This window comes from Streptomyces luteosporeus (assembly GCF_039532865.1).
Classification (GTDB): domain Bacteria; phylum Actinomycetota; class Actinomycetes; order Streptomycetales; family Streptomycetaceae; genus Streptomyces; species Streptomyces luteosporeus.
In genome coordinates this window covers 51,392-64,784 of sequence record NZ_BAAASL010000019.1, presented here as the reverse complement: position 1 = coordinate 64,784, position 13,393 = coordinate 51,392, and the positions used below count along the sequence as shown (strand labels likewise).

Below are 13,393 nucleotides of genomic sequence, written 5' to 3'. Positions count from 1 at the left end.
GCTCGGCGGACCGCTTCGAACGGGCCGCAACGGGGCCGGCGCGCCGCCCTCCGCAGGGGCGGCGCTCCGCAATGGGGCGACGGCGGGGTGGGCCGCATGGGGTGCTCCCTTCCGCGGGGGCGGCGGGGCCGCGGAGGGCCCGGTTCAGCAGCAGGCTGGCACACAACCGGGCCGGGCACATCTCGGGGCGTCAGGGGGCGCGGCGCAGGGGGCCCCAGGGGCCGCGTTGGCGGCGGACCTCGTCCTCCGCCTCGTCGATCACGCGGGGGTCGATCCAGGCCATGGGGCGCACGTCGCGGACGAGGGGTTCGTTGTCGGGTCCGCGGCCGGCCTCGCGGCCGGACAGGACCCAGGGGCGCACCCCGGGCGCCTTGTCGTGGCGCAGGTGGCTGTAGTCGTGCAGGCGTCTGGCCACCCACAGCCGGACGGGGCGGTCGGACCACCAGGGTTCGACGCCGAGGGGGTTGGCCGACAGCCCGGGCAGGCTGGTGCCGGTGAGGTCGTCGGTGCTGGAGGCGCCCGCGTGGTGGGCGAGGTCCGGCTCGGGCCCGCGGGACCACCGTACGTACAGGGGCTCGCCGACGCGTTCGACAAGGGCGGCCACCGCGTCGAGGGTGGTGAGCACGGGGAGGCCGGGCTGCGCCGCCGCGGGGCGGCGCCGTGTCACTTGCCGTCGCCCATGGCCTTCCGCACGGCGTCGCGGGTGCGGTCGGCGATGGCGGCGAAGGGTCCGAGGAGGATGTTCTTCGTCGCGCTCTCGACGCCCGGGTGGGGGTGGGTGGGGGCCATGGCCTCCGCGGTCCGTACGGCCTTGGCCATGCTGGCGAGCCGGCGGGGGTCGTGGGCCTCGCGCAGCCGGTCGAACTCCAGCCGTTCCTCGGCGTCGGCGTGGGCCTCGATGTCGTCGCGCAGCGCGTTGAGGGTGGGCATGAACTCGGGGCTCTCGGGGTCCATGTCCTCGAGTTCGGAGAGGACCTGCTTGGCGTCGTGTTCCTCGCGCAGCCGGTCGTCGACGACTTTGTCGCCGCTGGCGAAGGCGCGCCGGGCCGCCGGGTGGACGATCTCCTCCTCGGCCGTCTCGTGGACGGCCAGCAGGCGCACCAGGCGGTTGAAGGCGTCCTTGCGCGAGGTGCCGCCGCTGGCCTCGACCTCGCGGAAGAGTTCGCGGATCTGCTGGTGCTGCTGCTTGAGCAGCGTCACCACGTCGTCCTGCGCGCCTGCGGCGCCCTCGTGGGCCCTTTGTGCCATGACCACTCCCTGTCGGATCGGACGGCGGATACGCCGGTACCGGGTACCCGTTGTGGTCCGGTCGCAGCAGCCGCGGGGGCGGCTTTTCATTCGCCTGGCCGAGTGGGATACGGCGTCCGGCGGCGGGCGCGGCGCGGCCGGTCTCCGTCGGTCTCCGTCGGCTCCGTCGGGCTCGGTCAGGCGGCGAGGGGGCCTGCGGTGGCGTCGAGGTGCTGCAGGAGCGCCGGGCGGTGCAGGTCGGCCAGGGGTGCGACCAGGTCGGGGTGGCGCAGCAGGGCGGCCGCGCGCCGGTCGCCGTCGTCGGGGGCGGTCAGACGGCGGAAGTCGACGGGCAGACCGCCCGCGTGGTCGGTGCCGGCGGCCGCGGCGGCCGCGGTGCGGGCCAGGGCGGGGTCGGAGAGCAGGCAGGCCGCCCAGCTGGCGACGACCTCGTCGACCCAGGTCCGCCACGCGTGAGCACCGTCCGTGTCGAGGTCGGTGCAGTCCGCGCCGCTGATCCAGTCGAGGCGGGCGGAGCCGCCGGGCCCGGCGACGACGACCAGGGCGGCGTCGAGCTCGGTGGGGTAGCGCAGCCAGGCGGCGGCGGTGACGGCCTGGCGGGCCTGCGTCTGGGCGAGGGCGGCGCTCAGGGCGCCGCCGGTGGGCGCGTAGGCGCGGGTGAGCCACTGGGTGGTGGCGGCGATGAGCGGGGTGAGGTCTGCGGACACGAGGAACCAGAAACCATTCGGCTCGGGTGCGGGAGAACCCGTAACGGTACCGGCCGGCGCGCCGGGCTCCCATGACGCGCGTCACGGCCGCCATTAATGGAGCAGCTGCTCTATTATTGGGCGATGCGCACGGTCGATCCCGAACAGCACGCCCGCAAGCGGGCGGCGATCCTGTACGCCGCCGCGGTGGAGTTCGCCACGCACGGGGTGGACGGCACCTCCACCGCCCGGATCTGCCGCCGGGCCGGCATCGGCTCGGGCACGCTCTTCCACTACTTCGCCACCAAGCGCGCGATCTTCCACGCGCTCTTCGGCGACGACTTCGAGAAGAACGCCGCCGCCTGCCGGCAGGCCCTGGACCTCGGGGACCCGGCCGCGGGGCTGGACGCGCTGCTGGAGCATCTGCTGGCCGATCTCGGCGACCCGCTGGTGCCGGGCCTGGCCGCGGCGGTGTTGTTCGAGGTGAACCGGGACGAGGAGTTCGCCCGGCTGGTCGCCGCGGACGAGGCCCGTACGCGCGCCGCACTCACCACGCTGGTGCAGCGACTGGCCGCGGCGGGCCGGACCCCGCTCTTCGCCCCCGCGCGGGTGGCCGGGTGGATCCACCGGCTCGTCGACTCCGGCTATCTCGGCGCCGGGGAGCCGGGCTTCGATCCCGTGGCGCACGCGGCCGAGCTGCGCCGGATCGTCGCCTGGCTGACGGGCCGCGCACCGTCCTGAGCACCAGCGCGCACCACGGCACGACCCTGACGAGACCACGACGACGAAAGGCGATGTACCGCCATGGCTTCGTACGACCCACCGGCCGACGGCCGCAGTCTGCTCGGCCCCACGCCCGGGGAGCGCGTCTTCCTCTGGAGCGTCCTCCCGCTCCTGGGGGCCGCCGTCGCGTGGTTGCTCAAGGCGTCGGCGGGCTGGGTGGCGTCGCTGCCCTGGGCGCCGCTGCACGGCCCGTTCAAACTGGTGGCCTCCGTGCCGGAGCCGTACGCCACGATCGGGGCGGTCGTCCTCGGGCTGGCCGCGGGCGGGGGCCTGGCGCTGCTCACCGAGCGCGAGTACGTCACCGCCGTCATGGACGGCAAGCAGGTGTCCTTCACCCGGAACGGGCACACGCGCACGGTGCCGCGCGACGCGGTTGCCGCGGTGTTCCGGGACGGCAAGCGGATCGTGCTGCTGGGCGGCGGCACACAGGAAGTGGCCCGGATATCCGGCGAGTTCTCGGTCGAGGCGTTCGAGGCGGCGTTCACGCGGCACGGCTGGCCCTGGCAGCCGGACGGGGATCCGCACCGTGCCGCCTTCCGGCGCTGGATCGCGGGCGACCCGGCCCTCTCCCCCGCCGCCCACGCCCTGTTGCGGGCCCGCGCCCACGCGCTCGGCAAGAGCCGTCACGAGGACGCGGAGCAACTGCGCGCGGACCTCGGCGCGATGGGGATCGTCGTGCGGGAGGAGGGCCGGCGCCAGGACTGGCGGCGCAGCGGCGGCGAGGCCGACGGCGCGTGACGGCCGGGGCGGGGGTTACTGCGACCGGGTGAAGACCGGCGGAGCCGGTTGCGGCGACGGGTGCCGCCCCGCGAGCGTGTGCTGATCACGACCGAGCACCGACCGCCGAGCCGAGGGACGCAGGAGATGGGACGCATCGCCGCAGCACTCCGCCACGCCGCACGCCGTCACGCCGCACTTCGCCGTACAGCAGGACGACGCCGCCGGGTGCGGTCGGTGCCGGCTGTCGCGGGCGCGGCCGTCCTGCTGTTCCTCACGGCCGCGCCGGCCGGGGCCGACGCGTCGGTGTGCGACGGCGGGACCTGTGTCCTCGTCGAGGGGAACGGGCTGTACGTCGCCAGGATCTCCGCCTCCCCGGCCCCCGACGGCGACTTCTTCGGGCACTTCCACCTCTACGGGGCCGGGCTGAACACCACCAGCGCCCTGCGGCACTGGCGGCACGGCCAGCGCTACACCCAGGCGCTGGGCCGGCGGCTGCCCGCCCCCGACCGGATCTGCGTCGAGGGCGTCGAGCACCTGGAGGAGAAGACCGTGCCGCACGGCCGTGCCTGTGTCACGATCCGCTGACCGCCGGCGGGGGCGGCGGTGGCGCCCTCCCGCCGGCCGCCCGGCTGCCCTACTGTGCTCGGCGACGACCGGCGGCAGCCGGCGGAGGGAGAGGACGCATGGACGAGGACGAGGACCGGCGGTTACGGGCGATCGCGCCGGAGATCTCCTACGTCACCATCGGCCTGATGCGCAGGACCGTGGGGCTCGAGCCCGCGGAGCGGGTGCCCCAGGAGGCGCTGGCGGTCGCCGACGACGTCCTGGCCCGGCACGGCACCGACGGGCTGCGGGTGCTGGTGATGAGCCTGGCCGGGTGGACGGCGGTCGGCATCGAGAACATCGCCCACCTGACCAGCAAGACGCACGAGGCGCTCATCGACGACATAGAGCTGACGTGCCTGGAGGCCAACCCCGACGGCTGACCTCACGGTCACCGGGGCCCGTGCGCGGCCCCGGCCGTGGTCACTTCTTCAGCGCGGTGCGCTTCTGCCACTGCTCCCAGCTCTCCTGCCAGACCTCCAGGCCGTTGCCGACCTCCGTCTTCTTGGTGCTGGTGGTGTTCTTCACCTCGACGGTGGAGCCGATCAGCAGGAAGTCGTAGATCTTCTTGGCGTCGCTCGTGGTCATGCCGAAGCAGCCGTGGCTGTTGTTCTCCACGCCGATGGAGTTGTTCCAGGGTGCGGAGTGCAGGAAGGTGCCGGACGCGGTCAGGTGGGTGACCCACTTCGAGTCCAGCATCCACTCGTTGCCGTGGCCGATGGTGGAGGAATCCATGGTCTCGGCGGCGTTCTTGCTGCGCACGGTGTGGATGCCGCCGCGGGTGGGGTCGGTCGGGGAGCCGGCGGAGCCCATGATGTGGCCGACCTCCTTGCCGTTCTCGTACATCGTCAACTTGTGGGCCGGGACGTCGATGACGGCCTTGCGGTCGGCGCCTATGGAGAAGCCGAAGGCGTAGTTGCGGGCGAACCAGCCGCCCTCGCCGGAGTCGACGCCGGCGAGGTTGCCGTTGACGGAGACCTTGGTGCCCGTGGGCCAGTAGTCCTTGGGCCGCCAGTCGATGCGGTCCTGGCCGGACCAGTCCTTCACCCAGCCCCAGGCGCCCTCCACCTTCGGCTGGGTGGTGACCGTCAGGGACTTCTCGATCTCGGCGCGCTTGCTCTCGTCGACAGGGTGGTCGAAGAGGATGGAGACCGGCATGCCCGTGCCGACGGTCTCGCCGTTGCCGGGGGTGTTGGTGAGCTTGTTGACCTTCGGCGCCTGCTGGGTGGTGAAGGTGGCGGTGGTCTGCGACTCCTTGCCCTTGCCGTCCTTGCCGCCCTTGGCCTTGGTGTGCACGGTGTACGTGGTCTTCGGGGCGACCTTGCCGTCGGAGGTCCACGCGGAGCCGTCACCGGCCAGCTTGCCCGTGACCGCGTTGCCCTTGTCGTCCTTGACCTCGACGCCGGTGAGCCGGCCGCCGTCGGCCTTGACGGATATCGGCGAGCCGAGTGCGACGTCCTGGCCGCCGCCGGGGGTGACGGTCACCTTGGCCTCGGGCCCGGCGTCCGCACCGCCGGAGCCCCCGGAGCAGGCGGTGAGGGCGATGGAGCCCAGAAGAGCGGATGCCACCAGGGCGGTGCGACGGCCCGATCCGACGTGCACGTGAGTCGACCTTTCTAGCTGTCTGACAGTGTCGTGAGCTTCGCGGCGGACACGCCCACAGCCGAACCGCCGCACGATGTCCGAACAGTCCGGCGGCGCCCCCACCACACCTCTACAGATGATCTGTGCGCTTGGACGGTTGCACGCAGAAAGAAACATTTGTCTGCGGCGGTGGGGCGGGAGCGCCGGCGGACCGTCCGTCACGGGGCCGGCGTGGGGCCCTGCATGTGCCGGCTGATCCACTGGATGGGCCCCTCGCCCATGCTGGGGACGTACGTGGCGGCGTTGTGCTCGCCGTCCGGTATCTCCCGCAGCATGGTGTGGACGGGGCCCTTGTTCCCGTACGAGGCGATGAACTTCTTGGCCGCGGCCATCGCCTTCTTCTCCTTGGTGCCGACCTGGAAGGCGAGGTAGACGTCCGGGCCCTTGCGGGCGATGAGCTGCGGGGCGAGCTTCTCCGGGTTGTTCTCCTGCTTCTCCTTCTCGTGGCCGCTCCACAGCAGGGAGTCGGGGACGGTGTCGGGGCCGGAGGCGATGACGGCCTTGAACTTGTCGGGGTTCTTCAGAACGGACTTCAGGCCCGCGAAGCCGCCGGTGGACGAGCCCATGAACGCCCAGCCGTCGCGGGAGGTCAGCGTCCGGAAGTTGGCCTTGACGAGGTCGGGGACGTCCTCGGTGAGCCACGTGCCCATCTTCGGCTGGCCGGGGATGTCACTGCCGTCCCAGTACCGGCCGAGCTCGGGGTCCTTGGGGTCCTCGTCGTGGTTCTCGGGGTTGAGCACGGGCATGACCACGATGAAGGGCAGGGACGTGCCCTCCTTGGACCACGTGGCGATGGAGGACTGCAGCTTGAGGTTGGTGCCCATCCAGTAGTTCCTGGGGTAGCCCGCGCCGCCCGGCAGCGCGATGAGCACGGGGAAGCCGCTGTTGGCGTACTGGGCTTCCTTGTACTGCTCGGGCGCCCAGACCCACACGTCGCCGGTGAAGCCGGACTTCTTGCCGTGCAGCGTGGTACGGGCGATCTTGGTGCCGTCCCCCAGCGTGTTCTCCACCCGGAAGTCGGCCTGCGGACCCGTGGGCATCAGCGTCCCCGCGGCGCCCTTGCCGCCGCCCTTGCCGAAGTCGACGGGGTCGCCCTTGTCGGAGAAGACGCCGAAGAAATTCAGCACCGGCCAGGCCACCAGAGCGAGGACGGCCAGAGGGGCCACCAGCCAGAGCCGGCGCCTGCGGCGCGAGAGGGGCATCACGACACTCCAGGGGTCTTGCTGCGCCCCGACCGGGGCGCCATGAACGTGTTTCCGGAAGTGGTGATGTCACGCGTGACGGCAGGGGTTCCTCTCGTCACACAACGGTCAAAAAGCACCGGACCGTCCCGACCGCGGGTGCGGCGGGACGGTCCGGACGTCCGCGGGGTCAGTGCGTGGCGATGGCCGGGTCGCTCACCCCGTTCTCGCCGTTCTCCACGTGTCCGGCGAAGCGGCGCAGGTACGTGGCGTCCCCCTCGCAGGTGACCGTCACGTCGTACCAGCGCTTGCCGTGGTGCAGGTCGAGGTGGTGCACGGCGCGGCCGCCCGCGCGCACCGTGAGGGTCCGGCGGGCGCCACCGTAGGCGTTGGCGACGGTCAGCCGGCAGGTGCCGCTGCCCGCGTTGGTCACGGTCAGCTCCAGGCCGCCGGTGCGGGCGTCGTGCCGGGCGGTGACCTCCGGTCCGGCCGTGGTGCCGGAGCCGCGGAAGGTGCGCAGGAAGCCGTTGGGACCGTAGGCGGTCAGGTCGTAGACGCCGTGGGAGTAGGCGGTGTTCCAGGTGTCGGAGATCTTCTTGCCCGCCTCCGCGGTGTACGTCCACGGGCCGTCGGTGCGGTTGCCGGAGGCGACGGTGAAGCAGGCGCCGGCCGCCTCTCCCCCGCTGAAGGTGAGCGTGAAACGCCCGGTGGAGGGCGTCGCCGTGCCGTCGACCAGCGGGGCGTACGGCAGCGGGCGGGTGGGGCGGGTGCCGCGTTCCTGCACCGGCAGGCTCGGTGTGGCCGGCGGCTTGGGCACGTAGCTGTCGTGCCGCTGGTGGTCCTTGGGTACATAGCCGGCAGTGTCCGGCAGCGAGGCGGGCCGGGGCTTGCTGAGGCTGAAGTCGAAGGCGGAGGTCAGGTCGCCGCACACGGCCCGGCGCCAGGGCGAGATGTTGGGCTCGGCCACGCCGAAGCGCTGCTCCATGAAGCGGATGATCGAGGTGTGGTCGAAGGTCTCGGAGCAGACGAAGCCGCCGGTGCTCCAGGGCGAGACGACGAGCATGGGCACGCGCTGGCCGAGACCGTAGGGGCCGGCCGCGTAGTGGGCGTTGCCGCGGAAGACGTCGAGGGAGACGTCCACGGTGGAGCGGCCCTGGGCGGCGGAGGCGGGCGGGAAGGGCGGGGCGACGTGGTCGAAGTAGCCGTCGTTCTCGTCGTAGGTGAGGAACAGGGCGGTCCTGCTCCACACCTCGGGATTCGCGGTCAGGGCGTCGAGGACCTGGGAGACGTACCAGGCGCCGTAGTTGGCCGGCCAGTTCGGGTGCTCGGAGAAGGCCTCGGGGGCGACGATCCAGGAGACCTGCGGGAGCCGGCCGGCCTCGACGTCGGCCTTGAGGACGTCGAAGTAGCCGTCGCCCTTGCCGACGTCGGTGCCGCGGCGGGCCTTCTCGTACAGCGGCTCGCCCGGCTTGGCGCCGCGGAACTGGTCGAAGTACAGCAGCGAGTTGTCGCCGTAGTTGCCGCGGTAGGCGTCCTGGATCCAGCCCCAGGAGCCGGCGGCGTCCAGGCCGTTGCCGACGTCCTGGTAGATCTTCCAGGAGACGCCGGCCTTCTCCAGGCGCTCGGGATAGGTCGTCCAGGCGTAGCCGGCCTCCTCGTTGCCGAGGACGGGGCCCTTGCCCTTGCCGTCGTTGCCGGTGTGGCCCGTCCACATGTAGTAGCGGTTGGGGTCGGTGGCGCCGATGAAGGAGCAGTGGTAGGCGTCGCAGACCGTGAAGGCGTCGGCGAGGGCGTAGTGGAAGGGGATGTCCTCGCGCGTGAGGTGGGCCATGGTGCCGGCGGACTTCGCAGGGATCCACTGGTCGTACTTCCCCTGGTTCCACGCCTTGTGGCCGCCGGCCCAGTCGTGGTTGAGGCCCTCGATGAACTGCATGCCGAGGTCCTCGGCGTCCGGCCGGTAGGGCAGCACGTCCTTGCCGCCGGAGTTCTGGTGCCAGACGTCCTTGCCGCCGGAGAGCACCATGGGCCGGGGGTCACCGAAGCCGCGCACTCCGGCGAGCGAGCCGAAGTAGTGGTCGAAGGAACGGTTCTCCTGCATGAGGACGACGATGTGCTCGACGTCCTGGATGCCGCCCGTCCGCCGTCTGGCGGGGATGGCCGCGGCGCGGTCGATGCTGCCCGAGAGCGCCGAGAAGGCGGCGGTGGCCCCGGCTATCTGCAGGAAGCGCCGCCGGTTGAGTTCTGCCATGTCCGGATGACCTCTTGGGGTGAGGAAAGGAAGCCAGCGAAGTGTTCCAAGGGGATCCGGAGCCGGGGAAGGTCTGGTATCGGCCGTGTGACGCGGCACGGTACGCGGGGCGAACAGCGAGATCAGCGGCGCGCGGCCCGGACGGCTGGCCCGCCTGGTCCGGACCGCCTGCGCGGCCACGCGGCGGGCGCGCAGGCCGCCGAGGTGCGGCGCGGCCGCGCCTGGGGCCTGTCCGGCAGGACTTCGTCCCGCGGCCACGGCGCCCCGTGAGGGGCGCGGGGAACTGCGCGACAAGCCACGACGCGCCCGCAGGCGAAGCGCCGTGCTGCGCCCGGACCCCGCGGCGGCGTGCCGGCTGCAGGCCGCCGGTGACCGATCGCGTCCACACGGCCGCAGCCGCAGCCGCAGACCGACACGGCCCCGCGCCCCTCATGGGGCGCGGGGCCGTGTCCCTGCCGCGCATGCGGAAGGGCAGGGGCGCCGGTGCGCCTGCCTGCCCTTCGGTGCGGTGGAGGGGGCCCGCTCAGCGGGTGCTGTTGCGGAAGCCGATGATCACGGCGCCCCACCAGCAGATCTGGGAGATGACGGCCGTGGCGCCGCCCCAGGCCAGCAGGGCGTTGGTCGGGCCGCCGGCGCGCCGCTCGGCCTGCTCGGCCATGCGGCGGTCCAGCAGGCCCGCCTGCAGGCCGTTCAGCGTCAGCACGAGGACCAGCACCATCTTGATCAGGGTGGGCGTCGCGAAGGGGTTCGGGTGCAGGAAGAGGCCGCTGAAGACCAGGCCCGCGAGGCCGGCCCAGATGGGCACGTGCAGGCGGCTGGTGCTGCTGAGGGCCTCGGTGAGGGTGCAGCGGCCGGTCATCCACAGCAGGCCCCAGTAGTCGGCCACCAGGACGGCGCCGAAGCCGAGCACGAGGGTCGACAGGTGGACGAACAGGGCCACGGAGTGCAGCGAGGCGTCGGCCTGCAGGTGCATGGCGACCCACACGGCTGCGGCCCAGGCGACGCAGACGGCCGCGCCGGCGGCGCCGACCGTCCGCCAGGAGTCGTACAGGCCGAGCTTGCGCCGGGCGTGCCGGCCGGCGGGGGCGGTGGTGGGACGGAGCGCACGGGGCGCCCGCAGCGGGGGAACGACGGTCAGGGACGATTCCGACGGCAGAGCGGCCACGTTGTTGCTCCAAACAACCTGCAAAGGGCAAGGTCTTTCTCGACGAGGTGGGACGCCTTTGTTTAGGCGCTCCTTAACCACAGCATTATCCGGCCGGAAACGCAAGCTTCCCAGGTCGGAGCGGGAATTCGGGGAATTCCGATCTTTGAATTGAAGCAGGTTGCGGGCGATTGAGGAATTGCGAATGTCACATTCTGCGGAAAAACTCGGTTGCCCCGGTGAACGAAAAAGCCCCCGGCGGTGTCCCGCCGGCAGTTGCCGGGGGACCCCGCCGGGGGCGGCCTGCGGGCGGCGGGTCACCGCCGCCCGTGGGGAGGACTCAGCCGGCCTCCACGGCCTGCGGCTCGGCCTCGCGCTTGGTGCGCTCGACACGGCCGCGGACGAGGAACCAGCCGCCGACGAGGGCCGCGAGGATCAGCGGCAGGCACAGCACCGTGGTGCGGCCGGCGCCCGGCTCGGAGGCCATCAGGCCCAGCACACCGGCCAGGAAGACCAGCGTGACGATCTGGGTGTAGGGCGCCCAGGGCAGCTTGTACCCGGGGCGGGTGACCCGGCCGTCCTTGGAGCGGCGCCAGAACAGCAGGGAGCAGACCATGATCATGCCCCAGGTGCCGATGATGCCGATCGCGGCGAAGTTCAGCACGATCTCGAAGGCGTCCGCCGGGACCACGAAGTTCAGGCCCACGCCCAGCACGCAGAAGAACGCGGTGAGCAGGATGCCGCCGTAGGGCACCTGGCCCTTGTTCATCAGGCCGGTGAACTTCGGCGCGGAGCCGGACATGGCCATCGAGCGCAGGATGCGGCCGGTGGAGTACAGGCCGGAGTTCAGGCTGGAGAGGGCCGCGGTCAGGACGACGAGGTTCATCACGCCGGCCGCGTACGGCACGCCGATCTTGGACAGGACGGTGACGAAGGGGCTCTCGCCGGCGTGGTAGGCGGTGTATGGCAGCAGCACCGCGAGCAGGATGACCGAGCCGACGTAGAACAGGCCCACGCGCCACATGATCGAGTTGATCGCCTTCGGCATGATCTTCTCGGGGTTCTTCGTCTCACCGGCGGCGACGCCGCACAGCTCGACGGAGGCGTAGGCGAAGACGACGCCCTGGATGACCATCAGCATCGGCATGATGCCGGTCGGGAAGATGCCGCCGTGGTCCATGACGTTGGACAGGCCCGGCATGGTGTCGCCGACCTTGTGCTGGCTGGCCAGCAGGAAGATGCCGACGACCATGAAGATGGTGATCGCCGCGACCTTGACGATCGCGAACCAGAATTCCATCTCGCCGAAGTACTTCACCGAGATGAGGTTCACCGTGAGCACGACGGCCAGGGCGATCAGCGCGAGCACCCACTGCGGAATGCTGCTGAACATGTGCCAGTAGTGCGTGTACGTGGCGACGGCCGTGATGTCGGCGATACCGGTGGTGGCCCAGTTCAGGAAGTAGAGCCAGCCGGCGGTGAAGGCGCCCTTCTCGCCCATGAACTCACGGGCGTAGGAGACGAAGGCGCCGGAGGACGGGCGGTAGAGCACGAGCTCGCCCAGTGCCCGCACGACGAAGAAGGCGAAGAGGCCGCAGACGGCGTACGCGATGAAGAGGGAGGGGCCCGCGCTGGCGAGGCGGCCACCGGCACCGAGGAAGAGGCCGGTGCCTATGGCGCCGCCGATGGCGATCATGTTGACGTGGCGGGACTTGAGGTCCTTGCTGTAGCCCGCGTCGCCGGCGTCGACGTGCGCGGACGCCGCGGCAGCGGGCGCGTCGAGCTGGGGGTCGGCCGCAGTGAGGGTGCGGTCACTCATGTAGTGCTTCGCCTTCTTTGGAGGGGGGCAGGACCGGGCGGCACGAAGCGGCGATCGTGGGGGTGATCATTCGTGCGCCCGGAACCCGCGGGCGGCAGGCGATGCCGCTCGCGGGGAGCTGGAACGTACGCGGAGCAGCCGGTCAGGCCGGGTGCGCTAACCGCGCGACAACCGCAGCGCCGGCACGGCGACGCGAGGGCGTCGGGCGTGCGGCGCTGCACCGGATGTCGGACACGTTCATGCCGTGAATGGTGAGAGGCGCGTAAGCACGGCGTCAAGAGTTAACCGGAACTTGATTTATCTGTTCAGTTACGCTACGCGATTGATCATCCGCGGTTGCCGGAGCCGTTTCCGCTGATCACAGGGATCTGCTCGATCAGGTGCGACAACGGATCGTCACCGTCATTGATCTCGGAGTTGTCCGCGCACTGCTGCTGTTGCTGCGAGGTGAGGACGGGCACGTCCTGGATCCCGATGTTGATCAACAGCAGGAGCGACTGGATCCCGGCCCCGCCCACTCCGACGCACAGCTTCTCGGCGGTGCTCTGGATCGCCGACATCTGCGGGCTGCGCTCGCCGCCGGTCACCGTCCCCCCGTGCACCGTCCTGGCGCCATTGGCGTTGGCGCCCGGCGTGTCGTCGTCGATCGCCACCGCCGGGGCGGCGGCGGCCCCCACGGCGGTGGCCGTGAGGGCGACGGTGGTGAGAGCTTTGCGGAGCACGGCCCTGCCCTTCGCGTCAGGTCTGCGCCTCCCGGGCGGAAGGCGCCCTGCCCAACTGCGGCGCCCCGTGTTGGTTCCGAACACTCACTCGTTCGCCCCAGTCCTCAGTGGGTGCGCGTGAGGAACTCCAGGTTGTGGCCGTCGGGGTCGAGGACGTAGAAGCCGCGGCCGCCGGCGAGGTGGTTGATCTCGCCGGGCGTGCGGTGGTACGGGTCGGCCCAGTACTCCAGCCCCCGCTCCTGGACCCGGGCGAAGATCTCGTCGAAGTGCTCGTCGGTGACCCGGAAGCAGAAGTGCTGCTGCACGATCTCCCGGGCCGGAACGATGTGGTCGGCGTAGTCGAGGGTCACGCCGCCCTCCAGGCGCACGGCCGCGAACGGACCGTTGACCTCCGGGTCGGCAGCGCCGAGCAACCCGGTCAGGAACCGGGCGGCCTCGAAGCGGTGGGTGCTGTTGATGACGGTGTGGTCGAGATGGACGTTCACGGCTGCTCCTCGATCGGTGAGTCACCCTGCTGTAAGGGTTGCCCCTTGTTTGCACCCATGACACTACGCGGATTGACGACCCCTCACATCGGACGTTGGACCTACGCCCG

The 13,393-nt window shown here is 71.4% G+C and carries 14 protein-coding genes; 4 read left to right on the top strand and 10 right to left on the bottom strand.

The window, feature by feature from the left end:
* Positions 1-190: 190 nt before the first annotated feature.
* The 3 genes from ABD361_RS23220 to ABD361_RS23210 form a co-directional block, all read right to left on the bottom strand.
* Positions 191-667 (bottom strand): DUF6098 family protein, encoded by a 477-nt coding sequence (locus ABD361_RS23220; RefSeq protein WP_344437496.1) that lies wholly within the window; start codon positions 665-667, stop codon positions 191-193.
* Positions 664-1,248: a hemerythrin domain-containing protein gene (locus tag ABD361_RS23215; protein WP_344437494.1), complete on the bottom strand. Its 585-nt coding sequence runs from the start codon at positions 1,246-1,248 to the stop codon at positions 664-666. Before ABD361_RS23215 ends, ABD361_RS23220 begins: the two co-directional genes overlap by 4 nt.
* 176 nt (positions 1,249-1,424) lie before the next feature.
* A complete protein-coding gene (locus tag ABD361_RS23210; protein WP_344437492.1) occupies positions 1,425-1,955 on the bottom strand; it encodes a hypothetical protein in 531 nt (176 codons plus the stop codon).
* 123 nt (positions 1,956-2,078) lie between these two features.
* Between ABD361_RS23210 and ABD361_RS23205 the strand changes: the two genes are divergently transcribed.
* From ABD361_RS23205 to ABD361_RS23190, 4 genes are all read left to right on the top strand, one after another.
* Positions 2,079-2,675 carry a TetR/AcrR family transcriptional regulator gene (locus ABD361_RS23205; protein ID WP_344437490.1) on the top strand — a complete coding sequence of 199 codons (597 nt, stop codon included), beginning with the start codon at positions 2,079-2,081 and terminating at the stop codon, positions 2,673-2,675.
* 63 nt (positions 2,676-2,738) lie between these two features.
* Entirely contained in the window at positions 2,739-3,455 is a 717-nt protein-coding gene (locus ABD361_RS23200) for a YqeB family protein (protein WP_344437488.1), read from the top strand.
* A gap of 216 nt (positions 3,456-3,671) precedes the next feature.
* Positions 3,672-4,022 carry a hypothetical protein gene (locus tag ABD361_RS23195; RefSeq protein ID WP_344437486.1) on the top strand — a complete coding sequence of 117 codons (351 nt, stop codon included), beginning with the start codon at positions 3,672-3,674 and terminating at the stop codon, positions 4,020-4,022.
* A gap of 98 nt (positions 4,023-4,120) precedes the next feature.
* A complete protein-coding gene (locus ABD361_RS23190; protein ID WP_344437484.1) occupies positions 4,121-4,423 on the top strand; it encodes a hypothetical protein in 303 nt (100 codons plus the stop codon).
* 40 nt (positions 4,424-4,463) lie between these two features.
* Here ABD361_RS23190 and ABD361_RS23185 read toward each other — a convergent pair whose 3' ends face one another.
* The 7 genes from ABD361_RS23185 to ABD361_RS23155 all read right to left on the bottom strand — a co-directional run bounded on the left by ABD361_RS23185 (position 4,464) and on the right by ABD361_RS23155 (position 13,283).
* The gene (locus ABD361_RS23185; protein ID WP_344437482.1) at positions 4,464-5,609 is read right to left on the bottom strand and encodes a L,D-transpeptidase family protein; all 1,146 of its coding nucleotides are present in this window, start codon (positions 5,607-5,609) and stop codon (positions 4,464-4,466) included.
* Between the two features lie 233 nt (positions 5,610-5,842).
* Complete coding sequence (locus ABD361_RS23180) at positions 5,843-6,886, bottom strand: alpha/beta hydrolase (protein ID WP_344437480.1); 1,044 nt, start codon at positions 6,884-6,886, stop codon at positions 5,843-5,845.
* Between the two features lie 169 nt (positions 6,887-7,055).
* Positions 7,056-9,113, bottom strand: coding sequence for a phosphocholine-specific phospholipase C (locus ABD361_RS23175; RefSeq protein WP_344437478.1), 2,058 nt, complete (start codon positions 9,111-9,113; stop codon positions 7,056-7,058).
* A 523-nt stretch (positions 9,114-9,636) separates the two neighbouring features.
* The gene (locus ABD361_RS23170; protein ID WP_344437476.1) at positions 9,637-10,278 is read right to left on the bottom strand and encodes a hypothetical protein; all 642 of its coding nucleotides are present in this window, start codon (positions 10,276-10,278) and stop codon (positions 9,637-9,639) included.
* Between the two features lie 319 nt (positions 10,279-10,597).
* A complete protein-coding gene (locus ABD361_RS23165; RefSeq protein WP_344437474.1) occupies positions 10,598-12,076 on the bottom strand; it encodes an amino acid permease in 1,479 nt (492 codons plus the stop codon).
* A 326-nt stretch (positions 12,077-12,402) separates the two neighbouring features.
* Positions 12,403-12,798 (bottom strand): rodlin, encoded by a 396-nt coding sequence (locus ABD361_RS23160; protein ID WP_344437472.1) that lies wholly within the window; start codon positions 12,796-12,798, stop codon positions 12,403-12,405.
* A gap of 104 nt (positions 12,799-12,902) precedes the next feature.
* On the bottom strand, positions 12,903-13,283 hold the full coding sequence (locus ABD361_RS23155; RefSeq protein WP_344437470.1) for a VOC family protein: 381 nt from the start codon (positions 13,281-13,283) through the stop codon (positions 12,903-12,905).
* Between the last annotated feature and the right edge of the window lie 110 nt (positions 13,284-13,393).

What these genes read in the sequence shown, in the direction of transcription:
- ABD361_RS23205 (WP_344437490.1), top strand. Translation starts at nt 2,079, where the DNA reads ATGCGCACGGTCGATCCCGAACAGCACGCCCGCAAGCGGGCGGCGATC.
- ABD361_RS23200 (WP_344437488.1), top strand. Translation starts at nt 2,739, where the DNA reads ATGGCTTCGTACGACCCACCGGCCGACGGCCGCAGTCTGCTCGGCCCC.
- ABD361_RS23190 (WP_344437484.1), top strand. Translation starts at nt 4,121, where the DNA reads ATGGACGAGGACGAGGACCGGCGGTTACGGGCGATCGCGCCGGAGATC.
- ABD361_RS23175 (WP_344437478.1), bottom strand. Translation starts at nt 9,113, where the DNA reads ATGGCAGAACTCAACCGGCGGCGCTTCCTGCAGATAGCCGGGGCCACC.
- ABD361_RS23165 (WP_344437474.1), bottom strand. Translation starts at nt 12,076, where the DNA reads ATGAGTGACCGCACCCTCACTGCGGCCGACCCCCAGCTCGACGCGCCC.
- ABD361_RS23215 (WP_344437494.1), bottom strand. Translation starts at nt 1,248, where the DNA reads ATGGCACAAAGGGCCCACGAGGGCGCCGCAGGCGCGCAGGACGACGTG.
- ABD361_RS23180 (WP_344437480.1), bottom strand. Translation starts at nt 6,886, where the DNA reads ATGCCCCTCTCGCGCCGCAGGCGCCGGCTCTGGCTGGTGGCCCCTCTG.